Origin of the sequence: Pseudomaricurvus sp. HS19, assembly GCF_009857815.1 — a bacterium.
In the GTDB taxonomy this organism is placed as follows: Bacteria; Pseudomonadota; Gammaproteobacteria; order Pseudomonadales; family Cellvibrionaceae; genus Pseudomaricurvus.
This window is the reverse complement of sequence record NZ_WVVW01000002.1, coordinates 178,971-200,426: the sequence shown is the minus strand read 5'-3', so window position 1 is coordinate 200,426 and position 21,456 is coordinate 178,971. Positions and strand designations below refer to the sequence as shown.

Here is a 21,456-nt window from a genome sequence, read left to right as displayed (position 1 = left end):
GCCTGCCGGTCACTGGCGGCGGGTTGAAGGTGTATATGCTTCCGGACATCGGTATTGGATATTGGTCAGGGTTGTGGTGGCAGGCCTGGTGTTGGTGTTCTACTGTGCTGTGATAATCCGCCTATAAAAACTCAATAATCAGGACAAGAGTCATGGGAAATTTCCGCGTTTTCCGCACCCCCCGCGCGTCGATTCGGGCGTGTATCCAGTCAGCAGCCTCTGCTGCCGCAGTCATGGCGGTCTGTGCCACCGGTTCATTGGCGACCGCTGCTGATCCTGAAAGCAGCCTGGTGGCTCCCGGTGCGGTGACCGATGAGGCCTTCTCCCCGCCGCTGCGTGTACCTGCGGAAAACAATCTCTACTGGGGTGACCTGCACCTCCATACCCGCCTCTCGGCCGACGCCTACATCAATGGCGCCCGTCGTATCGGTCAGGAAGAGGCCTACCGCTTTGCTATGGGTGAAACCGTAACTGCTGACAATGGCGTCGAGGCCAAACTGCATCGCCCGCTGGATTTCCTCGCGGTTGCGGATCACGGCGAAAACCTGGGGCTCTACGCCCGCATCGAAGCGAAGGACCCGCTGGTGGTGGGGCAGCCGGTGGGAGACCGTTTCGGTGAAGTGCTGGACCTGTATGAGAAGGTAGGTCTGCGCAACGCGTTTATGCAGGTGATTCGCAAGTATGGCCCCATGCCGGAAATGCCGAAGGAGGTGCAGCAAACCATCTGGAGCGACGTGACCAAAACGGCGGATGAGTACAACCAGCCGGGCCGCTTTACCACCCTGATCGGCTATGAGTGGACTTCCATGATCAACGGCGACAACCTCCATCGTGTGGTGCTGTTCCGGGATAGCGCCGACAAGGCCAGCCAGATGCTGCCGATCAACGCCAACGAAGACCCGGATCCCGAGGCCCTGTGGGCCGGGCTGGCGGCCTACGAGGAGAAAACCGGTGGCAAGGTCATGGCCATCGCCCACAACGGTAACCTCTCCAATGGCCGCATGTTTTCGCCACAGCGGGTCAACGGTGACCCCATGGATCGCCAGTACGCCGAGACCCGTATGCGCTGGGAACACGTCTACGAAGTTACCCAGATGAAAGGCGATGGCGAGAGTCATCCGGCGCTGTCACCGACCGATGAGTTTGCCAACTTTGAAACCTGGGACAAAACCAACGTCGCTTTCAGCACCCCGAAAGAACCCTGGATGCTGCAGTATGAGTACGCCCGCTCGGCACTGCTGGACGGGCTGGCCCACCAGCAGAAACTGGGCGCCAACCCTTTCAAAATCGGCCTGGTTGGCGGTACCGACTCCCACACCGGCATGGTGACCACCGAGGAGAACAACTTCTTCGGTAAATTCCGCGGTTCCAACCCGTCGCCGGATCGGTCTCACAACAAGATGGGCGGCCAGTTTGAGGCCAACGTCGACCTGGTCTCCTCCGGCCTCACTGCGGTATGGGCCAGTGAGAACAGTCGCGAAGCTATCTTTGATGCCCTGCGTCGTCGCGAGGTCTATGCCACCACCGGCAGTCGTATTCGCCTGCGCTTCTTCGGCGGCTGGAATTTTGCCAGTGATGATATCGCCCGCCCCGATTACGCCCGCTACGCCTATAGCCACGGTGTTCCCATGGGCAGCGACCTGCCGGCCCGTGACAGGGGCGCAGAGGCGCCCACCTTCCTGATTCACGCCGTACATGATCCGGACTCTGCCAACCTGGACCGGGTGCAGGTGGTCAAGGGCTGGGTCGATGCCGAGGGAAAAACCCACGAGAAAATCTTCGACGTGGCGCTCTCTGACAATCGCAAGCCGGACTGGAGGGGACGTGTGAAGCCTCTGAAATCCACCGTGGATGTGGAGAAGGCAACCTATCGCAATTCCATCGGTGACCCGGAGCTGGCCACCTGGTGGCAGGACCCGGATTTCGACCCCGCCCGGCAGGCGTTCTACTATGTGCGTGTGCTGGAGATCCCCACACCCCGCTGGAGCACCTACGACTCGGCTTACTTTGGCGGTGAGTTGTCAGCTGATGTGCCTGCCGAGCTGCAGGATCGCGCCTACAGTTCACCCATCTGGTACCAGCCATGAAGCCTTTGAGTCCTCTGCTAAACGGGTTAGTGAAAGACCCCTTGGTGCTGTTCCTGCTGGCGGGCCTCGCGATCTACGTGGCGATGGATGTGGCCGGGCTCAACCGGGGTGATGAGCGTGTGATCGTGGTGGATGAGCAGGCACTGTCTGTCTACCTGACCGATCGCAGTGGTCAGTTCAGTGACGCCACACTGGCCAGTCTTTCGCCACAGGAGCGGCAGGCACTGGTGGATCAGTATGTACGCGATGAAGCGCTGTTCCGCGAGGCGCTGGCGCTGGGTCTGGACCGGGATGATGCTGCCATACGCCGGCGCCTGATCCAGTCGCTCAGGTTCAGTCTCAGTGCGGCGGGTTCAGAGGAGACCGGCGACGCGGCTGTCTCCGAAGAGGAGTTACGGAGCTACTACGACGCCAATCGCCAGCGCTATGTGCAAAGCGCCAGCATCAGCTATTCGCAGATCTTTTTTGACAGCGACCGGCGTGGTCGCGATGCGGCGCTGGCGGCGGCCCGTGATGCCCTCACTGTCGCTGACGGCAGTGATTGGCTGGCCATGGGCGATCGCTACCCGTACCAGCGCAACCGCTCCGCCGTGACCGAGTCGTCGCTGCAGTCCGAGTGGGGTGAGGCGGCAGCGCGGTTGTTTGCGCTGCCTGCCGACGGTCACTGGCAGGGCCCGATTGAATCGCCCCATGGTATCCATCTGGTACGTATTGACCAGCAGCAGCCGCGGCAGGAACCGGACTTTGAACAGTTGCGGGCTAGCCTGACCCGCGGGGTACTGCAGCAGCGTGAAGAGCAGGCGCAGGCACAGGCGGTGGCGCGTATCGCCGAGGGCTATCGGATCGAAGTGGCACCGGCGCTGGTGGATATGTGATGGCGCGGTTTGCAAATCGACGCCTGTCGGCGCTGGTGGCTGTTCTGCTCCAGGTGCTGCTGGCACAGTTGCTGGCGTTACCAGCCCGGGCGCATGAGTCACTGCCCATTGTATTCAGCCTGACCCAGCTCAGTTCTACCGGCTACAGCCTGTCGGCACAGTACCCGCCCACCTGGCCGCAGGGCGCGCTACCGCAGGTGGGTGTGACCGCACCCTGTACGGTCACCGCAGCCAAAGGTACGTTGCTGCACATTGGCTGCCCTGCTGATATGGCTCCCGGCCGCCTGACACTGGCCTATCAGGGCTATACCGGCAGTTCTCCTATCCTCCTGCGCAGCAGCTATATCAGCGGACAGCGCAATACGGTGGTCGCTTCATCCGGAGCGACAGAGCTTCAGTTGCACGGACAGCAGACACCGCTGGGTATCTTCACCGGCTACGTGAGCGCCGGTGTGCATCATATCCTTATCGGCTTCGACCACCTGCTGTTCCTGATCTGCCTGCTGCTGATTGCGCGTGCACCGCGCAGTATTGTTATGACCGTCACCGGCTTTACGCTCGGACACGCGCTCACCATCAGCCTGGCGACCCTCAACCTGCTGGTGCTGGACAGCGGAGTAGTGGAGGTACTGATCGCGTTAAGCATCGTGTTTGTGGCGGCGGAGATTGCCCGTGGCCAGAGCAACAGCCTGATGTGGCGCCGTCCCTGGCAGGTAGCAACCCTGTTTGGTCTGCTGCACGGCCTGGGGTTCGCCGGTGCGTTGCGGGAGATCGGTCTACCGGAGCATGAACTGCCGCTGTCGCTGCTGGCTTTCAACCTCGGCATTGAGGCGGGTCAGTTGTTGTTTGTGCTGGCGATGGTGTTGCTGGCGTGGGGTGTGCGTCGTGCGGCGGACAAGCTGTCGGCGGGCATTCCTGCCGGCGTCACCAGTGGCCGCTGGCTGTCATGGCCCATCGGTGTGATTGCCAGCGTCTGGTTTGTGGGGCGGTTGCTGAGTCTGTAGGCAACTCCACGTTTCAGTGTTTTCCGCAGCCGCGCCATAAATTCGTTTGGCTGCGGGTTACATTGAAATCAGCTGGTCCCGCTACACGCTAAGCAGCAAATGCTGTCGCTCCCACGGGGAAATCTCGCGGTGGAACTGCCGCAACTCCTCTTTCTTGATCTCGCCATACAGCTGGCAGAAATCCTCGCCCAGCAGCTGGCGAATCTCCTGCGCCTCGGCAAAATTGCTCAGGGCTTCGTTGAAGGTGGTGGGGATAGAGACTTGCGCCTTCTGTTCCTCGTCCACTTCCCCGGCCAGGGCCTCGCTGGGTTCCACCTTATTGATCATGCCCAGGTAGCCACAGGCGAGACTGGCGGCTATCGCCAGATAGGGATTGGTGTCCACGCCGATAACCCGGTTTTCCAGCCTGCGATCCTGGGCGCCGGAGTTGGGGATACGTAAACCGGTGGCCCGGTTGTCGTGTCCCCAGGCGATGTTGGTGGGGGCGCTGGAGTTGGCTTCCGATTCGAAGCGGCGGTAGGAGTTTACGTTCGGCGCGATCAACGGCATCACCTCGACCAGATGTTTCTGGGTGCCGCCGATAAAATAGCGGAACAGGTCAGTGGCATCACCGTTGGCGTCGGAGAAAATATTTTTGCCAGTGTGAATGTCCACCACGCTCTGGTGCACATGCATGGCACTGCCGGGTTGGTCACGCATGGGTTTGGCCATAAAGGTGGCAAACAGGCCGTTGTTGAGGGCGGCCTCCTTGATAATGCGTTTGAAATAGAAAACCTGATCGGCCAGCAGCAATGGGTCGCCATGGCTGAGGTTGAATTCCACCTGGCCGGCGCCATCCTCCTGGATTACCGAGTCGATGTGCAGGCCGGCGTCTTCGGCGTAGTCGTAGATGGCGTCGATTACCGGACCATACTCATCGACGGCGGACATGGAGTAGGACTGCAACGCCGTGCCGGAGCGTCCGGTACGCCCCACCGGCGGTTGAATCGGTTCATTGGGGTCGATGTTGGGCTGGATCAGGTAAAACTCCAGCTCCGGCGCTACCACCGGTTGCCAGTCGGACTGGCGGTACAACTCAATAACCCGCTTGAGGATATTGCGTGGTGCGCAGGCGATGGGATTACCCTCGTGGTCCTGCAGGTCGTGAATAATCTGCAGGGTGGCTTCCTTGGCCCAGGGTACCGCCATGGCCGTGGACATGTCCGGCACCAGCACCATATCGGTTTCCGCCCACTGGTTACTGATCTCCATATCCACATCCTGGCCGGTAATGGTCTGGTAGAAGATGGAGATGGGCAGGAAGATGGGGGTGTCCGGTGAAAATTTGTTCAGTGGCATGGCCTTGCCGCGGGACATGCCGTTCAGGTCGGGGACAATGCATTCCACTTCATCGATCTTGCGACCGTTGCGATATTTCTGGAACGCCTGTGGCAGTGCGTCCAGCCAGGATTGTTCTTTGGTGCGGCTCATGGGTACTCCGGTGCCTGAAAGCAGAGGAGTCAGTGTAGCGAAATGCGTGCAGGTCGCCCAGACTGGATGCCGTCGGGTAGTTTCGACTGCATCATGGATCGTCAAGCTCCATTGCCTGATCCGTTCAGGATGGGGGCTGTCCAGCAAACATGGTTGCCAGCTGCACGAAAAGTGGAACCCGTGACAGCAGTTCTATCACTATACCCATTGAGACCAGCGTGGCAGCGCCCCAGTAGTAGGCCGGGTGTACGCGTTTGTTGATCAGGCGATCGGCCAGCATGGCGATCACAACATAGCCGAGCAAGGCGCCCACATCATTCAGTGTGGTCATCATATAGCCCGCCAGTACAATCAGTCTTCCCCACGCGGGAGCGATCAGGCTGATGGTGGCGCACAGCATCAGGCGTCGGTGCCAGTCGGTGCGCTTGCGGTTAATAATTGCGGCATAGAACAGCACGGCGAAAACCGTGATGTTGGTCCAGTCCAGCGCCAGAAAGTAGGCAGATGTGAAAAAGGGCGGCACCCGACCCACGGCGAGGGTGACTGGCGTCAGCACCAGTCCCACCAATATTACCCACGCTGCATAGACCGCACCCAGACGCCCGAGCTTGCGGTGGTATGTCAGGTTGTCCCTGTAGACGAAGATATTCTGTGTCAGGTAGAGGCCGATCCAACCCATAAAAGAGACCGCGTGCAGGTGCACCCACCAGGGTGCGCTGAAACTGGAGTAACCGGCTTTAAAGAACAGGCCAAACGCTGATGCGACGGTAACTGTAATAAACAGTGCCATGCCGAGGAAAAAGAGGCGCTCTCTCTGTTCCTGACCGGAACGGCTTTGTGCGGATGTGTTCATGACCATGCCCCCAATGATTGCCAGCCGCGACTGGTCGTCGCGACACGCTCACAGGATTCAGGCCGGCTGATCCGACCCTTGCCTGTACCATTTAACCTCGCCGGTGAGCAGGCGCCGGGACCGAATCACTCCTGTATGAAGCGCTATTGGGCTTGTTGCAGGATATTAAGCATAGATGATTCAACCTCTTCCGCAATGGCAACCAGTGCCGGGTCGCTGGACAGTGAACTGAGCATGGCACCCGGATCAATGTAGCCGATTTTTACGCTTCCCCGGTCGGTATACACGGAGATCCGGCAGGGCAGGGCCATATTCAGGCGTACATCGATGGCCAGTACTTTCGAAGCCTGGACCGGGTTGCAAACCTCAAACACCTTGCACTCTTCGCTGTAGGTGAGTCCCTTGCTTCTCAAGGTGTCACCCAGGTTGTGGATGTGCAGAACCCCAAAGCCGTTGTTTTTGACAGCCTCTTCCAGGTCCTGACACAAGCTATCGAATGTCTTGCTGCTGTCAGCGATGGTGTACATGGTGACTCCCTTGGTGGTGGTGTTAATCCTGACTGTCTGGCTGCATGCCCAGGCGGGATTTTGCCGCATGAATCAGTGCTTCCCAGGCGCCGTCGGGTTGCCAGATTTCTGACATGGGATAGGCAGCCCGCTCTTCCGGAAGCCCGAGCACCATGGATTGATAGAGATAGACGAAACATGAAACCCGCATGTTGAGGGCGCAGTGCACCCAGACCTTCTGCGCCTGTGCTGCCTGCATAACGTCAAAGAACCGGTACAGGTCTTCCAGTTGGGGCTCTTCCCAACTGACGGGAATGTGTGCGTATTCCATTCCCAGGGATTCAACAATTTCCTGCTCGTTGGCAACCGCGTGGCTGCTGGTAGGCAGGGCCAGGTTGATGACCAGGGAATAGCCGGCAGCGGCGATCCCGGCAAATTGTTCTGCGGTTGGCTGCCCGGAGGTGGCCAGATGTTCGTCGACTCTGAAATAGGCCCTGATGTCATCCATGTTGGAATTACCGATTGTTTACTGGTTGTTGCCGGTAGCGGAGCGAGATCAGGAATTGCTGAAACTCTCAGCTGCTTCACTCCCCGGACCTCAGAAGGTATCGTCTTCGGTCTGCACCACGACCTCTATGTTTTCCCCGGGGTTGCCCCAAAGGTGAAACACAATTGGCCGGCAGCAGACCTGACAATCCTCAATATACTCCTGGCCAACTTCCTGGGTATCTATCAGCACACTGATCTGCTCGCCGCAATAGGGGCAGCTGATCGCTTTTTCGAATATCTGCTCCACGGGTAGCCTGCCTTGTGGTTGTCATTGCAAGGGATTGCCCTGTGCGTGGTGGGGCTTTGCTGCCGTTAACGCAGTGCCCTGATCAGGGCGTTGGCCACCGCTTCAGATGAAGCTGGGTTTTGTCCGGTGATGATCAGGCCATCGACCACTGCCAACGGGTTCCAGTCATCGACCTTCTGGTACAGGCCTCCAAGGCTGCTCAGTTGCTCTTCAAGAAGGTATGGTACGACGTCGGTCAGACCTACTGCCGCTTCTTCGGCATTGCTGAAGCCGGTTACCTTTACCCCTTTCACCAGCGGATCACCGTTGGCTTGTTTGGCTTGCAGCAATACCGCCGGCGCATGGCATACGGCGGCAACCGGTTTGCCGGCGGCCAGGAAGGCTTCGATCAGGGCTATGGAGTGCGAGTCACTGTGCAGGTCCCACAGCGGCCCATGCCCGCCGGGGTAGAAGATGCCGTCGAACGCTTCCGCCTTCATGTCTGCCAGTTTATGGGTATTGGCCAGTTGTTGCTGTGCCGCCGGGTCATTATCAAAACGACGGGTATCATCGGTCTGGAAGTCTGGCGCGTGGCTCTTGGGGTCCAGTGGCGGTTGTCCGCCGTTGGGTGAGGCGAGGGTGATCTCCGCGCCGGCGTCCAGCAGGCGGTAGTAAGGGCAGGCGAACTCTTCCAGCCAGAATCCGGTTTTTTCACCGCTATTTCCCAGTTGGTCGTGAGAGGTCAGGACTATCAGTACTTTCATTGCCGGGCTCCTTTGTAAGTCTGTTGTCTTGTAACTGTCGTTTTCAGTCGCTCAGCCTGGCAGGCCAGGCACTCGTTAGCAGAGTGTTCGTAGTCTATGGGCAGCGGTCTACATAAATCGTTCCGCGCGCACATCTGCGTAGCTGGATCTTGGAAACCAGCGGGCGATAGTGCGGGTCAGGTGGCTGGAGCCGCTGACCAGCAGCGTCTTATCGCGAATCGCCTCCCCGACGCCGGAGTCTCCCATCCACAGTTCGGCCAGTACCGGCAGCGATCCGGTCAGGTAAATATCCACTTCCCGGCCCGGGTCTTCGTTACACAGGTCGACCACTTCCTGGCCTGCGATCAGCCACCATTTCACGCCATCCAGAATGACACAGAAAATGGTTTCACCTTCCGGTAGCTCATCCGTCTTGAGCGTGCGGTGAAAATCCCACATAAAACTGCCCGCATCGAGATCGGCGTTGCACATGTGATCCCGCGCCCAGCGCAGCCCCCAGCGGGCCAGTCCGTCCACTACCGGGCCCAACTCCCGGCCACACTTGGTGAGACGGTACTCCACATTTTTCTGACCGGCAGCGGATTTGCGCACGATAAGACCGCTGTTCTCCAGGTGCTTCAAGCGCTTGCTGAGCACCGTGGGGGATATGCGTGGCATGGCACGCTGAAACTGGTTGTAACGGTATGAGCCAAAAAAGAGCTCACGCAGGATCAGCAGCGTCCACTTGTCGCCGACAATATCCAGCGCCTTGACCGTAGGGCACAGGCTGCCAGGGGTATTCATGATGGGGGTTCCCGGGTTACTACGTTTTACGTAGCGCTTTGCTACGTGTGGAAGATCCGTTTGCTACTGATGGTGCACTGCTTCGGGCGCAGTCCCGGCGATATTCTGCCAATGACACTTTCCTTTGGAGATTAACGCCATGAACCTTACGAATAACGTTATAGCACTTGCCTGTGATTCCACCACCGAGTGCATGAACAAGCGCCAGGCTCCCCTGACGCAAGCCTACCGCTCCGGGCCGGAGGGAGCGGCCGGCGCCATGGTGGTGGACTACGCCAGCACCTCCAGTGAGAGGGTACCCGCGGCGTCGCCACTCTATGCCGAAGTCCGGCTTACCCGACACCTGCCGCATTCCGTTCCCGTGGGGGTACACACTGCGGTGGGTGGCGAGTGCGACTTCCCCACCCCCGGTGACCTGCTGTGTGGTGCGCTGGCTGCATGCCTGGACAGTACCCTGCGCATCATCGCCAACAAACTGGGGTTGGTGCTGCGGTCATTGGCCGTGCAGGTAGAGGGACGGGTGGATGTGCGTGGCACCTTGCGGGTGGACAAGGAGACCCCGGTAGCGTTCCAGGGCTTTGACGTCTGTGTGGATATTGATGCCGGTGACGGGGACGGCAAGTTGGTTGAGCTGCTGATAAACGCGGCGGAGCAGAGTTGCATCGTTTTGCAGACCTTGCGTAACCCCGCCGCCTGCACCCTGACCACCCGGGTTGCAGGCGGCCTGGCTCCCGCGAATACCCTTGAAGTCAGGCAGCAGCAACCGGCGTAAACCCACTGCACCCGATGGCCGACTGGTCATCGGGTGTCGGCGCCGGTGGGGAGGTGTTGGCTTCCCGGGGTTTACACGGCACTGCCATGTGGTTAATATAGTTGTATATACAACTAAATGGCAGCAGGAGGCGCTGGTGTATGTCCGGATATACGCACACGCAATCGCTGGGGCACCAGACAGGACTGGCGAGCCGGTTATTCAATAAGCTCCTTACCCGGCGTTTCCGGGAGGCGGGTATTGAAATGACCGCTGAGCAGTGGGGCGTGATCCAGGTGCTGATCAATGGTGGTGCGATGTCCCAGGGGCAGTTGGGCGAGATGCTCTATCTGGAGAAGTCGACCATCAGCCGTTCGGTCAGCGGGCTGGAAAAGCGGGGCTGGGTAGCCTGGCAGAAGAGCGCCGAAGACGCCCGGCAAAAACTTATTGTGCTGACGCCTAACGCCGAAAACGTGGCGAGGCAGTGCTACGACATCGCCAGGGGTGTGCTGCGTGATGCGCAGGCAGGCCTGGATCCTGAGGCGCTGACCCTCAGCCAGCTGCAGCTCGCGGACGTGATCAATAACCTCAGGACATTGAATCAATCCTGAGTCCGGATGCTTCAATCCGGCAGTGGCTTAACCAAAGACAGGCTTAACCAAAGAAAGACTCAACCCCAGATGAACGCTTCAGGAGGTAACATGACAAAACGCAATGCTCTTATCACAGGCGGTGCACGCGGTATTGGGGCAGCTTCTGCCAGGGCTCTGGCCGCAGACGGCTATCGGGTGTTTATTAACTATGTAAACAGTGCCCAGGTCGCAGAGGATCTGGCGGCAGAAATTAACAGCAGTGATGGCGAAGCCTATCCAGTGCAGGCGGATGTGCGCAACGACGACCAGCTGCAGACGATGTTTGCCGGCATTACTGAGCAGTACGGCGGTGTGGATGTGCTGGTTTCCAATGCCAACATGAATTTTGTTCCCAAGCCGTTTATGGAGCAGACGTGGGACGAGTTCGCGCAGAAGCTGAACGACGAGATGCACGCGGCTTTCGCCACAGCCAAGCTGGCCACTGTGAGCATGAAAGAGAAAGGCTTTGGTCGTCTGGTGTTTATCTCCAGCACCCTGTCAGAGATGCCGGCCCCCAGCTTTATCTCCCACGGCTCGGCCAAGGGCGCGCTGGACAGCTTCAGCAAGTACCTGGCCCAGGAGCTGGGTCCGTTGGGAATCACGTCGAACATAGTTGCCCCTGGACTGGTAGCCACCGATGCGACTAAAGACGCGCCGGAAGAGTTCAAGGAGTACATTCGCATGAGTACCCCAACCCAGAAAATTGCCACCCCGGAAGACGTGGCCAACACCGTACGCTACCTGGCCAGTGAAGCCAGCGCGCACATTACCGGAACCTACAATCCGGTCTGTGGTGGCGCCTACATCCAGTAAGACGCTGTCAGTGGCAACGATATGGCGGCAGCTGTGCCGTATCGTTGTCATGTTCCGTTCTACCCCCCCCTCGTGCAATTAGCGGTGCCCTGTGTCACCGGCGGCGCAAAAAGTATTCCCGGATATCCGGTAACTCTTCATCTGTATACCAGTAGGTATTCTCGTCGATGAAGTGGGCTTTTACCTCGGTGCCTTCAAACTCCGAGTCCTGAATCCTTATGGTTACAGAGGCATCGTCGCAGGCGATCATCTCGTAGTTTGCCGATCTCTCTTCCGACCTGAGTATGCCTGTCTGGCCGTATATCTCGACCTCCACCGGTTCCTTGCCATGGTTGCGGATGGTGCTGTCGGTGTAGGTGATCTCTGTACGTCCCAGAATCTGTTCTAAAAAATGTCGCACTTCTGCAATGGCGTCGGGTGTGCTGTCGTAATACTGCAGGCTGATCTCTTTTGAAGATTTCCAGGTTCCAATAAGGTCAGGGCAGGCGAGAGTGGCTTGGCTCAGTGTGAGTGAGCCGATAAGCAGGGGCAGGAGAGCAAGGGTATGGGGTGGTGAGAGCCGGATAATCATAAACAGCCTTTTTCCTCTGGTTGCCGGTTCGATGCAGGTTAACGTACTTCTTCTGCATATATTGGACGGACAAGCGAGTAAGGTGCCTGCGGTGAACGAGGCTGTCGGGGCTACACAACAGGCTGGCTAGTTGGAAACGATATCCCAGCGGGTATGCCACATATCGCAAATGGCGGTGACCTGCTCCAGTACCACGCTGGCGGTGCTGGCGGTAATAGTGAGTTGGATCCTGCTGCCAACGGTGGTGATGTGATCAGCCCCGTCGATATCGGTGAGACGCTGGTAGAAGATATCCTCTTCAGTTTGGCACCGGGAAACTGGTTTAATGATTTCGATAATCATAAATGCACCTGCCAGATCGATTCGGAAGAGGAATTATCTGCCAGCTATGGGTAACGTGATGAGCTGATTCAGGTTCTGTCCCTTCCTGTATAGACCAGGAGGTTGCGCAGAAGGCTTCCATGATCTTGCGTGTTTCTGCAATAAACTGTTGGTTATCGTGTGCCAGCACAACGGTTCCGGGAAGGAAGCTGTCGTAAAAGCCGCGACTGAACCCGTCCCTCGTACTGTTCCGCTGACTGGCGCTTAGGCAGGCAGCTTGTCAGCTTCAAGCTCGAACGCGTTATATAGAGTGCTTGCATCCTGCGGGGTTGAGGCAGAGGCCAGTGATTGCCCCATGGTCTCGATTTCCGCATGTATCTGTTCAAATTCGTTATCGTCGATGGGGCGGGCATGATTGCCCATGTACTGCATGGCTTCCACAAACGTCTCTTCCCATTTCTGGCCGCAGGAGCATTGGTACCAGGCATCCTCGTACCAGCTGCCGCCGCCGGCGATAAGGGTGAACTGGCAACCCTGGCGTTCGAGGTCCTTTATGCTCCTGGGGTAACCCTTGTGGCGCCCGGATGCCCTGAGTCCCTCAAATGTACAACGGCATCTCAGGAGGGAAGTGTTTACCTGGTCGAAATTGTAGTCCCAGAGCTCATCCCACTCCCATTCACCCGACAGGTAGAGATCCAGGTCAGTGATGTCTGATCTGGTGGTTTCCTTAAAGCGCTGGATGTGACCTTTATCCCTGGGTGTTAGCTCTTTCATCGTGTCCTCCATGATCTTTTCAAGACAGGTCGCATGTCGATTATGCCTCGCTCCCTGTGGCGCTTTCTTTTCAATCTGATTGGGGTGGGTATGTCACCCCTTCCGCTTCACTGCGCCGCGGTGCGAGAGGGCCATCCATGGACCTGTGCCTGGATGCTCGTTATTAAAATTTCAAATCCCGGATCTCTGTTCCACAAGCTCCGCAATGGCGAACAAAAAAGGGCATAAAAGCACTGCAGGTCGGGCAGCTAAAGCCAGTATTCAACCTTGTTGGAGCGGGGTGCTTCTTTTGGCAGTTGTCACAATAGTAATAATCTGATTCGGGAATGTTATCAGCGCTGTCCTCTGCTGGAAATAGTCCGGACCGATAGACGTGAGTGTATTCCATGGATGAGTAGCGGTATGGCTCAACACCTTCGCCGCAGTGGGTACAGTGGTTCAGGGTTTTTGCCGGCGACCTGGCTGGTGGAATTTGGTTCGGGTCAACAGGTGGCGGTACGTGAGGAAAGACCGTCGTTGGGGCGTCTGTCCCGGCGTCGAATGGAAATGCTGTATGATCCTTAACAGTCTGCGCTGGACTCCGGCGGGAATCGCTGGTCATGGGCAGGAGATGGGTCGCGTTAGCGTTGCAGGCGGAGCAGCTGAGGAGCACCCAGGAGGAAGGCCCGGAGTCATCCCTGTCTCCGGGCATATCCAGGACAAGGCGTGAGAGGGTAAAGGTGTTGTGACCACATTCATCGCAGTGGTAATTGTGTCGTGCAACCAATTTTAAACTCCTGTTGTTGTCTGGCAGGGGGCGGATCATCAATGTAAGAGTAATGGGAAAAGTTGATAAGGTATTGTTGCTGTTCCTGCGGGAATAAGCTCCTCTGTTTCAAAGGGGCATGAATCCATAGGTCCTGATTGGACGGACTAACTAACAGCTTGCCTCACCGTCGGGCGCGCGGACTCATGGATGCGGTTGTCTCGATATCCGGCAGCTCTTTTACCAGCTTCGCGTAAGCCAGGGACATACTGGATTCCTCAATGGCTGCAACCTTCCATTGTCCGTCTTCCAATGTAAATGACCAGACGGTTTCCACATCTTTATAGCGCTTGCTACCTTCAACAATCTTCCCGGTTCTGCGGTCCTGCAGGTAGTCCTGCATAGTCGCGGATATGGAGATTACCACCATGGAGTCCTCATGCTCTGCGCCCTGGTTTCTGTGCACAAAGAGCAGCGGCTTGATATTGGTGATCTTCTTTACGTTGCAGATGTTCTGCAGCCCTGCCTTCTGCCACCTGTCCAGATGTGCCAGCTGTTGATTCTGCCAATACCAGTCGGTCATCCATCCGGAGGTATCAGACAGGTCTTCGGTCCCCCAGCCGGAGTGAACGCGGTAGAAGCACTCCACTGCCCGCCCCTGCACCCTTAACCATTCAAAGTTCGGGCTGTATGTGGACATAAACCGCAGGTCCTTTCTTGCGCGACGCTCAGCCACCTTTTCCCGCCACAGCACGCTGACAATCAAGGGCATAAAGACTACGAACAACACTGCGAGTATGATTTTCCCCCAAACGGTTTCAAACGCTGCACTGGCAATCTTCCCGCCCGGGCCCGCCAGCGCGGGGTCTGCGATCAAGAATATAGCCGCCGTGGTAAGGGCTAGAAATGAGAGTTTCTTGCTGATCATGCTGTGTGTCCCTGCTGGTGTTATCCATAATGGGGTGGATGATCTGGTTAGACGGCCAAAAAGCAGATTTGAATGATTCCGGGGATTAATGGGATCTGGGTGAGTGATGGCCATTTCAACCCTATTGGTCGATTTTTCCACCCCATGGGCCCTGTATTGGCCCATGGATCTTTTATCCAATTCCCAGTCTTCGTAGTACAGAGCGAACCGGGCTCTCTGCTGAGTAGTTATCTTTAGAAGTTAGAGTTTGGTTGTCGGCATAGGAGTTAACGCCAGCTTCAACTTCTGCATGCTTTTCGAAGCCAATAGCTTCTAGAAATGCAGGAATAATATTGTTCCTGCACCTCATCTGTTCGTCATAGTCAATAATATGAATGTTGTCTTTCCCGAATTCATCCTCGTATACCTTCAGAAGACTGTCGTAATCAGTAAGCCAGGTATCATCTTCAACATAGAGTGCTGACCAATAATCCTTTGAGGGCTTTCTTCCTTTTTTCTTTTTTAGCTGGAGCCGGTAGGAATTAAGGTAGTCCGCTCGGTTTCTTAGGGCGACAATAACTGTTGCCGATTCATAATTGGTTCCTAAGATCTGGCGTAACCGCTTGATCTCGTCCTGATGTCTCAGAAGCGAAAGGCCTTCCGTGGATAATAATACCTTCTGGCATTCAGACTCTTCCAGGAATCTTTTCACTCGAGAGGATGTAGAGTTCGTGTAATCTTCATCAAAAATGACGCCGTCCATTGACTGTTTTCCGAACGAGTCCCGGTCATATCGCATGGCAGCCAAGTACAGCTCAACATGGTTGTTGCGGATGTGCTGCCCATGATAAAAGCTGTAGCCGTTATCCTGTAACAGAGGCTCATGTTCTAGCAGCCATCTTTGCAGCGATGTGGAGCCGGTTTTGTGTGTTCCTATGTGGAGATATATTTTTTTCAAATGGTCTTCCATTTTGGCTAAAGCCCTGATCTCGTTGATATGCATGGGGCTATCATTGGTTCAGATAACGTTTATGATTTGTCTCGTGACGATCTCAGTTTCCTGGAAAAGTCTATGAACCCACTTTTGGCTGCGGAGCTACTGCTGTCACTAAAAACACCTTCTAAGTAGGTGTTCTCCAGGTCAATCCGTACGCGGACGTCTTTGGCGCTCACGATGGAGTTTAGAAGCTCTTCGGTAATCAAAAAGTATTGAGCATGCATCTGATTTATCACATTTGGGGAGAAGTATGTGTCTGAATGGGTGCTGGGATGGAAGTTGGGTATGCTTTCTTTCATTACTGCTGCATAAGTATTAATGTTGCCGTTTATGTTGAAGCTTAATTTTGCTCCAGTCATCGGTGGGGTGTCTTTGTGCGGTAGCACGATCAAAATTACGCTTGATCCACCCAGAGATGAGCTCCAGTATGCTCCCATTCTCAAGTCGCTACCGGAAATTCCCGTGTTGCTCCTGTAAACAAATCCCGGAGTAAGTAGTACTTCTTTTTCACCATTAAAGGTCGATTCATGCTCTGATGCGCAATTTATTGAACAAAATGGAGAGGTGGAGCATCCGGAAATTAGAATCGATGACACTATTGCAAATATAATTGCTCTCATTTTTCTAGCTTTTAATTGGATTGATGAATTCTCGAAACTTGGCCGAGAGTTGTAATTTTTTAGACAGGACTGACGGGGTCTGAGTCTTTGTGTGTTCTGGAAAGATATGGTGGCTGCATCTGCAGGATTCTGTTGCTCTATTTTAAGTGACGCTGATCCCATTGATCCGCGGCTTGTTTGACCTCTCGAAGGTCTATCGGCTTGTGTCCTTTAAAATTTCCCATTTGGCATAGTTAATAGAATTAGGGCTGTCGCGCCCGGATGGTGTTCCAAGTGCTGAGGTCAGCAAATGCTCCGACTTTGGGTGCGCCGTTATTACCAATCCTCTTTGCAGTGGTTTTATATAAATACTGCCGCCACCTACTTTTATAGAGTAGTCGTCAGATGTTTCTCTGTAATGGCCGCTGAATGTGCCCGGTTGAGGTGTGTTTTCTGTCTCCGAAAAGCTACTCGCCTCTTCATTCAGGCCGCTACACCTGTGAGGTTCTGGTGTGGTCTGATCTGTTTTGTCTTTCTGTGAAGCCAGTGCATTCTTAAAGTCAGTGTAGATCTGATATACAAATTTCTCACTTCCTTCAACTTCAAGTATTCCTTTGGAAATATCTAGTGTAAGTTTGGTTGTCACTTGAAGCTCCTCTCTACAGGTGTACAAGCCCAGCTTCTGGGGTTGAACTGACTAAGTTGAATGGGCCGGGAACGGAATTTTCCATCCTTAAGGTTGCCCCCAATTCTGATGGCGGTTGCAGAAAAAGTAGCCCTGCACCCAAAAGTTACTGCACCTCCCCCATAGTCCGCAACGCCACACTGGCCGCCGCCGTCCGGTTCTCCACCCCAATCTTCTGATAAACCTGCTCCAGGTGTTTGTTTACAGTGCGCGGGCTGATGCTGAGAATCTCGCCAATTTCACGGTTGGTTTTGCCGCAGGCGATCCAGTGCAGGACTTCGGCTTCGCGGCCGGTGAGGTTGAGTTTTTTCTGGAACAGTTGCTGTTGCGAGAGTTCGTCGTTGCCAGAGAGACGCAGCAGGTACTCTTCGCGGCCCCGTTGTTCCACAAAGGCCAGCACCATGGTTTCCGGCAGTTCCGGCAGGCGCATTTTCTGTTGCGGGGTGGGGTGGTTGGCGAGCCATTCGGCAATGCGCTGGCTCTGTGCCTCGCTCAGGGGAGGCTGGCCGGGGGCGTCGGTGATGGCCAGTTGTTGTCTTACCTGAGGGGTGGACCACAGCAGCTGGCCGCGGGTGTCGACGGTGAGCAGGTATTGGCCGGCGGAGTCGAGGGCGGAGTGGGCGCTGCTGGTGAGGCGGGCGTTGGAGAGGTGTACTTTCATGCGCGCCAGCAGTTCGGCGGGCTTGATGGGTTTGGTGAGGTAGTCGACGCCGCCGGCTTCCAGTCCCTTGACGATGTTGTCGGTGTCGGCGAGGCCGGTCATAAAGATGACCGGGATGGAGGCCAGGTCGGGATCGGCTTTGAGGGTGCGGCAGGCTTCGAAGCCGTCCATCTTTGGCATTACCGCGTCCATGAGGATCATGTCGGGGCGCAGGCGGCGGGCGATGGTGATGGCCTGCTGGCCGTCGAGGGCTACCAGCACGCTGATGCCGGCCTCTTCCAGCGCGTCACTGATGAGGCTGAGGGAGTCCGGGGAGTCGTCCACTACCAGGATGATGTCTTGTCGGTCCATGTCGCTCATGCGTGGTTTGCCTCCAGCAGTTGTTCCAGCTCCTCAAAACGCAGGGCGTAGGCGTACTGGCGCAGCAGTTCCAGTTGCGGCTCGCTCAGTAGCGCGGCCGATTGTATCTCATCCAGCGTATCGAGCACGCCTTTGCGGTGGCCCACCTGCACTTTGCGCAGCAGTTGCTGCAGCAGCGGGTGTTCCGGCAGCTCGAGGGCGGTGGGTTCCTGCGGGGGGAGGGCGGATTCGCTATCGTCGCTGTCGGACCAGTAGAGCCACTCCAGCTGCAGCAGTTGGCCCAGCCTGTCGAGGAACAGCTGGTTGCGGATGGGCTTCACCATATAGTCGTCGTGGGCTAGCCCATCGTCGTCTGGCAGTGGGGCGCCCTGGCGCTGGTAGGGCGGGGTGCGGTGTTTTTCGTTGGCCTCGGCGGACATCATCATGATGGGACCACTGAAACCCTTGTCGCGGATCAGTCGTGCCAGGTCCAGGCCGCTGAGGTCCGGCATGTTGACGTCCAGCACAAAGGCGTCGGGCATCTGCTGGTCGCGCTGCAGTTGCTTCAGTTGTTCCAGGCAGTCGCTGCCGTGCTGCGCTTCGATCACGGTAAAGCCCAGCGGGGCGAGGATGTCGGTGAGCAGGCCGCGGTGCAGGGGTTCGTCGTCCGCCACCATGACGGTGCGGCGGGGGCCGGAGTAGCCACGGATCACCTTGTTGGGCGGGATTTCGGTGGCGTCGCCGGTGACCCAGGAGAGCATCATGGAGACGGTAAAGCAGCTGCCCTTGCCGGGGGTGCTGCGAATGTCCAGGTTGCCGCCCATGATTTCGGTCAGCAGGCGCACGATGGTGAGGCCCAGGCCGGTGCCGGGAATGTGCGACGAGTGGCGGTTACGCACCCGCTCAAAGGGGGTAAAGATGCGCTCGATGTCGCGGCTGTGAATGCCGATGCCGGTGTCGATAACGGCGAATTCGGCCACCTGGTTGCGGTAGTAAACGTGAAAATCGACGCGGCCTTTTTCGGTGTATTTGACGGCGTTGGAGAGCAGGTTGGTGAGGATCTGGCGCAGTCGCTTCTCATCGGTGATCACCACCTGTGGCAGGCGGTGGTGCTGGTGGAAGTGGAACTCGATCCCTTTCAGTTGCGCCTGCTGGCGGAACATCTCCACCAGCTGCTCCAGCAGTTCCGGTAGCCGTACCTGGTTGCGGTAGATGTCGAGGCGGCCGGCTTCAATCTTGGAGATGTCCAGCAGGCCCTCGATCAGACCGGCCAGGTACTCGCCGCTGTTGCGGATGATGTTGAGGGCGTTGTTGTGTTGGCGGGGGATATCCTGTTTCACGGAGAGCAGCTGGGCGTAGCCGAGGATCGATTGCAGCGGCGTGCGCAGCTCATGGCTGATGCCGGAGAGGTAGCGGCTCTTGGCGTCGTTGGCGCGTTCGGCCTGCTCCTTGGCAGCCTGCAGCGCCTTGTCGGTCTCTTTGTGGGCCTCGATCTCGTCCATCAGCAGTTGCGTCTGGCGGTTGGATTCCTGCTGGGCTACCAGGCGGCTCTCGTGGGCCAGCAGGATCAGCCAGGAGATCACCCCGGAGATAATCATCAGGGCGTAGAAGATCATCCAGATGGTGGTGCGCAGCAGCTCTGCCTCGGCGGCGTTGTCCGGTCGCAGGTGGCTGTAGATGGCGGACAGGAAGGCGGCGTTAATCAGGCCCACCGCTGCCAGGATGCCCATAAAGCGGATGATGCGGGAGTTAAACAGGCGCATCACTGATGGCGGCGCAAAGCCTTCCAGCCACTGGTTGAGTTGTGCCCGCAGGCCGGCGTCCGGTTTGCAGGCGTCCAGGCAGCGGGCGTCCAGTGAGCAGCAGAGGGAGCAGATCGCGCCCTGATAAGCGGGGCAGTGGCTGATGTCCTCCAGCTCAAACTCGCTCTCGCAGATACAGCACTGAGCCTTGCCGTTGGCGGCAATGTCGCTGTCGCCCAGCAGCAACTGGGCAGTGGTGGCATCGTCGCTGGAGTCGGCGGGTTGCCACTCGGAGACCGGGATCAGCGCTGGCGAACGGGCCAGGTAGAAGCGGCCGCCGGTGACCCAGGCGATGGCGGGGGCCAGCACAAAGCAGGCGCCAAGGCTGATGAAGTGGGCCAGGTAGCTGGCGTTCTGGCCGAAGTAGCCGAGGTAGCAGACCAGCCCCAGCGCCGAGGCCAGCAACATGGAGCCGACACCCACCGGGTTGATGTCGTAAAGGTGGGCGCGGCGGAATTCGGTCACCGGCGGGCTCAGTCCCAGCGGCTTGTTGATCAGCAGGTCGGCGGCGAGGCTGGCCAGCCAGCTGATGGCGACAATGGCAAAGATCCCCAGCACCGCTTCCAGCACCTGGTAGATGCCCACCTCCATCAGGATCAGGGCGATGCTGACATTGAACACCAGCCACACCACCCTGCCGGGGTGGCTGTGGGTGAGGCGGGAGAAGAAGTTGGACCAGGCGATGGAGCCGGCGTAGGCGTTGGTGACGTTAATCTTCATCTGCGACAGGATCACCATCACCCCGGAGAGGATCAGTGACAGGTGCGGCATGTCGGTGATGTAGCTGAAGGCCATCTGGTAGAGGTGCACCGGGTCAGTGGCCTTCTCGATGGGCATGGCCTGGGTAATGGCCAGGTAGGCGAGGAAGGAGCCCAGCAGCATTTTGATGATGCCGATAAAGATCCAGCCGGGGCCGGAGAGAATCAGCCAGAACCACCAGCTGACCCGGTTCTCCTTTGTCTTCGGCGGCATAAAACGAAGGTAGTCCACCTGCTCGCCGATCTGGGCAATCATGGCGAAGAAGATCGCCACACAGGCACCGAACAGCATCAGGTTAAAGCCCTGGTGCTGGGGGTATTCCCGCGCGGTGTACTGGGTCCAGTTCTCCAGCCGCGGCGCCTCGAACCACACTACCGCCGCCAGCGCCACAATCTGCAGTAGCAGCCACATGGGTTGGCTGCCCACCTGGAAGCGGCTGATGGCCTTGATGCCGTGGGTGACGATGGGCACCACCATCAGGGCGCTGATGATGTAGCCCAGCCACAGGGGGATAGCGAAGAGGGCTTTTAGTGCCGAGGCAAAGATCGCCGCCTCGATGGCGAAAAAGATAAAGGTAAACGAGGCGTAGATAAGCGAGGTGATAGTGGAGCCCAGGTAGCCAAAACCGCCGCCGCGGGTGAGCAGGTCGATATCGAGGCCGTGGCGGGCGGAGTAGTAGCTGATGGGAAAGCCGACGATAAAGATCGCCAGCGATACTGCCAGCATGGCCCACAGCATATTGATAAAGCCGTACTGGATGGTGGCCGCTGCCGCCAATGCCTCCAGCGCCAGGAACGCAGTGGCGCCGAGAGCGGTGGAGCCGATATGAAAAATGCTCCAGCGGCGCGCGCCCTTAGCGGTAAATCGCAGGGCGTAATCTTCCAGGGTTTCGTCGCCGACCCATTTATTGTACTGGCGCCGGACGCGGAAGATGGATTGTGTGGCCCGCATAGTATTTCCTGTTTTATGGACGGGTACCGGCG

22 protein-coding genes are annotated in these 21,456 nt (G+C 57.3%); 6 read left to right on the top strand and 16 right to left on the bottom strand.

The genetic code is table 11. From position 1 onward, the window contains the following. Positions 1 to 152: 152 nt before the first annotated feature. From GSF27_RS08640 to GSF27_RS08630, 3 genes are read left to right on the top strand one after another with little or no spacing between them, the layout of a single operon-like run. The gene (locus GSF27_RS08640) at positions 153 to 2,087 is read left to right on the top strand and encodes a DUF3604 domain-containing protein (protein ID WP_237457463.1); all 1,935 of its coding nucleotides are present in this window, start codon (positions 153 to 155) and stop codon (positions 2,085 to 2,087) included. Positions 2,088 to 2,116: 29 nt separating this feature from the next. After that, on the top strand, positions 2,117 to 2,962 hold the full coding sequence (locus GSF27_RS08635) for a peptidyl-prolyl cis-trans isomerase (protein WP_160967944.1): 846 nt from the start codon (positions 2,117 to 2,119) through the stop codon (positions 2,960 to 2,962). Next, positions 2,962 to 3,966, top strand: coding sequence for a HupE/UreJ family protein (locus tag GSF27_RS08630; RefSeq protein WP_160967942.1), 1,005 nt, complete (start codon positions 2,962 to 2,964; stop codon positions 3,964 to 3,966). Before GSF27_RS08635 ends, GSF27_RS08630 begins: the two co-directional genes overlap by 1 nt. Positions 3,967 to 4,047: 81 nt before the next feature. On the opposite strand, the gene GSF27_RS08625 is transcribed toward GSF27_RS08630, so the two are convergent. The 7 genes from GSF27_RS08625 to GSF27_RS08595 all read right to left on the bottom strand — a co-directional run bounded on the left by GSF27_RS08625 (position 4,048) and on the right by GSF27_RS08595 (position 9,117). Beyond that, positions 4,048 to 5,436 carry a glutamine synthetase family protein gene (locus tag GSF27_RS08625; RefSeq protein ID WP_160967940.1) on the bottom strand — a complete coding sequence of 463 codons (1,389 nt, stop codon included), beginning with the start codon at positions 5,434 to 5,436 and terminating at the stop codon, positions 4,048 to 4,050. Between the two features lie 124 nt (positions 5,437 to 5,560). After that, complete coding sequence (locus GSF27_RS08620; protein WP_160967938.1) at positions 5,561 to 6,289, bottom strand: hypothetical protein; 729 nt, start codon at positions 6,287 to 6,289, stop codon at positions 5,561 to 5,563. Positions 6,290 to 6,432: 143 nt separating this feature from the next. Next, positions 6,433 to 6,816 (bottom strand): DUF302 domain-containing protein, encoded by a 384-nt coding sequence (locus GSF27_RS08615; protein WP_160967936.1) that lies wholly within the window; start codon positions 6,814 to 6,816, stop codon positions 6,433 to 6,435. A gap of 22 nt (positions 6,817 to 6,838) precedes the next feature. After that, positions 6,839 to 7,303, bottom strand: a complete 465-nt coding sequence (locus tag GSF27_RS08610; RefSeq protein ID WP_160967934.1) for a protein tyrosine phosphatase family protein — start codon at positions 7,301 to 7,303, stop codon at positions 6,839 to 6,841. A gap of 90 nt (positions 7,304 to 7,393) precedes the next feature. After that, positions 7,394 to 7,591, bottom strand: coding sequence for a CPXCG motif-containing cysteine-rich protein (locus GSF27_RS08605; protein WP_160967932.1), 198 nt, complete (start codon positions 7,589 to 7,591; stop codon positions 7,394 to 7,396). Positions 7,592 to 7,656: 65 nt separating this feature from the next. After that, positions 7,657 to 8,334: a type 1 glutamine amidotransferase domain-containing protein gene (locus GSF27_RS08600; protein ID WP_160967930.1), complete on the bottom strand. Its 678-nt coding sequence runs from the start codon at positions 8,332 to 8,334 to the stop codon at positions 7,657 to 7,659. Positions 8,335 to 8,442: 108 nt separating this feature from the next. After that, positions 8,443 to 9,117 (bottom strand): helix-turn-helix domain-containing protein, encoded by a 675-nt coding sequence (locus GSF27_RS08595; RefSeq protein ID WP_160967928.1) that lies wholly within the window; start codon positions 9,115 to 9,117, stop codon positions 8,443 to 8,445. A 139-nt stretch (positions 9,118 to 9,256) separates the two neighbouring features. On the opposite strand from GSF27_RS08595, the gene GSF27_RS08590 reads away from it, so the two are divergent. From GSF27_RS08590 to GSF27_RS08580, 3 genes are all read left to right on the top strand, one after another. Then, positions 9,257 to 9,889, top strand: a complete 633-nt coding sequence (locus tag GSF27_RS08590) for an OsmC family protein (protein ID WP_160967926.1) — start codon at positions 9,257 to 9,259, stop codon at positions 9,887 to 9,889. Positions 9,890 to 10,029: 140 nt separating this feature from the next. Then, positions 10,030 to 10,479, top strand: coding sequence for a MarR family winged helix-turn-helix transcriptional regulator (locus GSF27_RS08585; protein ID WP_160967924.1), 450 nt, complete (start codon positions 10,030 to 10,032; stop codon positions 10,477 to 10,479). Between the two features lie 90 nt (positions 10,480 to 10,569). Continuing rightward, positions 10,570 to 11,313 carry an SDR family NAD(P)-dependent oxidoreductase gene (locus GSF27_RS08580; protein ID WP_160967922.1) on the top strand — a complete coding sequence of 248 codons (744 nt, stop codon included), beginning with the start codon at positions 10,570 to 10,572 and terminating at the stop codon, positions 11,311 to 11,313. Between the two features lie 94 nt (positions 11,314 to 11,407). Here the strand turns inward: GSF27_RS08580 and GSF27_RS08575 are convergent, their stop codons facing one another. From GSF27_RS08575 to GSF27_RS08535, 9 genes are all read right to left on the bottom strand, one after another. Then, the gene (locus tag GSF27_RS08575) at positions 11,408 to 11,884 is read right to left on the bottom strand and encodes a hypothetical protein (protein WP_160967920.1); all 477 of its coding nucleotides are present in this window, start codon (positions 11,882 to 11,884) and stop codon (positions 11,408 to 11,410) included. A 126-nt stretch (positions 11,885 to 12,010) separates the two neighbouring features. Continuing rightward, positions 12,011 to 12,226: a hypothetical protein gene (locus GSF27_RS08570; RefSeq protein WP_160967918.1), complete on the bottom strand. Its 216-nt coding sequence runs from the start codon at positions 12,224 to 12,226 to the stop codon at positions 12,011 to 12,013. A gap of 243 nt (positions 12,227 to 12,469) precedes the next feature. Then, positions 12,470 to 12,979, bottom strand: coding sequence for a hypothetical protein (locus GSF27_RS08565; protein ID WP_160967916.1), 510 nt, complete (start codon positions 12,977 to 12,979; stop codon positions 12,470 to 12,472). Positions 12,980 to 13,908: 929 nt separating this feature from the next. Further along, on the bottom strand, positions 13,909 to 14,652 hold the full coding sequence (locus GSF27_RS08560; RefSeq protein WP_202410362.1) for a Tim44-like domain-containing protein: 744 nt from the start codon (positions 14,650 to 14,652) through the stop codon (positions 13,909 to 13,911). A 172-nt stretch (positions 14,653 to 14,824) separates the two neighbouring features. Further along, on the bottom strand, positions 14,825 to 15,634 hold the full coding sequence (locus GSF27_RS08555; RefSeq protein ID WP_160967914.1) for a hypothetical protein: 810 nt from the start codon (positions 15,632 to 15,634) through the stop codon (positions 14,825 to 14,827). A 26-nt stretch (positions 15,635 to 15,660) separates the two neighbouring features. Next, the gene (locus tag GSF27_RS08550; RefSeq protein ID WP_160967912.1) at positions 15,661 to 16,248 is read right to left on the bottom strand and encodes a hypothetical protein; all 588 of its coding nucleotides are present in this window, start codon (positions 16,246 to 16,248) and stop codon (positions 15,661 to 15,663) included. 193 nt (positions 16,249 to 16,441) lie between these two features. Beyond that, entirely contained in the window at positions 16,442 to 16,873 is a 432-nt protein-coding gene (locus GSF27_RS08545; RefSeq protein ID WP_160967910.1) for a hypothetical protein, read from the bottom strand. Positions 16,874 to 17,018: 145 nt separating this feature from the next. After that, the gene (locus GSF27_RS08540) at positions 17,019 to 17,933 is read right to left on the bottom strand and encodes a response regulator transcription factor (RefSeq protein ID WP_160967908.1); all 915 of its coding nucleotides are present in this window, start codon (positions 17,931 to 17,933) and stop codon (positions 17,019 to 17,021) included. Beyond that, positions 17,930 to 21,424, bottom strand: a complete 3,495-nt coding sequence (locus GSF27_RS08535) for an ATP-binding protein (RefSeq protein ID WP_160967906.1) — start codon at positions 21,422 to 21,424, stop codon at positions 17,930 to 17,932. The genes GSF27_RS08540 and GSF27_RS08535 overlap by 4 nt, the downstream gene beginning before the upstream one ends. Positions 21,425 to 21,456 lie beyond the last annotated feature (32 nt).

What these genes read in the sequence shown, in the direction of transcription:
- GSF27_RS08640 (WP_237457463.1), top strand. Translation starts at nt 153, where the DNA reads ATGGGAAATTTCCGCGTTTTCCGCACCCCCCGCGCGTCGATTCGGGCG.
- GSF27_RS08630 (WP_160967942.1), top strand. Translation starts at nt 2,962, where the DNA reads ATGGCGCGGTTTGCAAATCGACGCCTGTCGGCGCTGGTGGCTGTTCTG.
- GSF27_RS08625 (WP_160967940.1), bottom strand. Translation starts at nt 5,436, where the DNA reads ATGAGCCGCACCAAAGAACAATCCTGGCTGGACGCACTGCCACAGGCG.
- GSF27_RS08620 (WP_160967938.1), bottom strand. Translation starts at nt 6,289, where the DNA reads ATGAACACATCCGCACAAAGCCGTTCCGGTCAGGAACAGAGAGAGCGC.
- GSF27_RS08615 (WP_160967936.1), bottom strand. Translation starts at nt 6,816, where the DNA reads ATGTACACCATCGCTGACAGCAGCAAGACATTCGATAGCTTGTGTCAG.
- GSF27_RS08610 (WP_160967934.1), bottom strand. Translation starts at nt 7,303, where the DNA reads ATGGATGACATCAGGGCCTATTTCAGAGTCGACGAACATCTGGCCACC.
- GSF27_RS08600 (WP_160967930.1), bottom strand. Translation starts at nt 8,334, where the DNA reads ATGAAAGTACTGATAGTCCTGACCTCTCACGACCAACTGGGAAATAGC.
- GSF27_RS08595 (WP_160967928.1), bottom strand. Translation starts at nt 9,117, where the DNA reads ATGAATACCCCTGGCAGCCTGTGCCCTACGGTCAAGGCGCTGGATATT.
- GSF27_RS08590 (WP_160967926.1), top strand. Translation starts at nt 9,257, where the DNA reads ATGAACCTTACGAATAACGTTATAGCACTTGCCTGTGATTCCACCACC.
- GSF27_RS08585 (WP_160967924.1), top strand. Translation starts at nt 10,030, where the DNA reads ATGTCCGGATATACGCACACGCAATCGCTGGGGCACCAGACAGGACTG.
- GSF27_RS08580 (WP_160967922.1), top strand. Translation starts at nt 10,570, where the DNA reads ATGACAAAACGCAATGCTCTTATCACAGGCGGTGCACGCGGTATTGGG.
- GSF27_RS08575 (WP_160967920.1), bottom strand. Translation starts at nt 11,884, where the DNA reads ATGATTATCCGGCTCTCACCACCCCATACCCTTGCTCTCCTGCCCCTG.
- GSF27_RS08570 (WP_160967918.1), bottom strand. Translation starts at nt 12,226, where the DNA reads ATGATTATCGAAATCATTAAACCAGTTTCCCGGTGCCAAACTGAAGAG.
- GSF27_RS08565 (WP_160967916.1), bottom strand. Translation starts at nt 12,979, where the DNA reads ATGAAAGAGCTAACACCCAGGGATAAAGGTCACATCCAGCGCTTTAAG.
- GSF27_RS08560 (WP_202410362.1), bottom strand. Translation starts at nt 14,652, where the DNA reads ATGATCAGCAAGAAACTCTCATTTCTAGCCCTTACCACGGCGGCTATA.
- GSF27_RS08555 (WP_160967914.1), bottom strand. Translation starts at nt 15,634, where the DNA reads ATGCATATCAACGAGATCAGGGCTTTAGCCAAAATGGAAGACCATTTG.
- GSF27_RS08550 (WP_160967912.1), bottom strand. Translation starts at nt 16,248, where the DNA reads ATGAGAGCAATTATATTTGCAATAGTGTCATCGATTCTAATTTCCGGA.
- GSF27_RS08540 (WP_160967908.1), bottom strand. Translation starts at nt 17,933, where the DNA reads ATGAGCGACATGGACCGACAAGACATCATCCTGGTAGTGGACGACTCC.
- GSF27_RS08535 (WP_160967906.1), bottom strand. Translation starts at nt 21,424, where the DNA reads ATGCGGGCCACACAATCCATCTTCCGCGTCCGGCGCCAGTACAATAAA.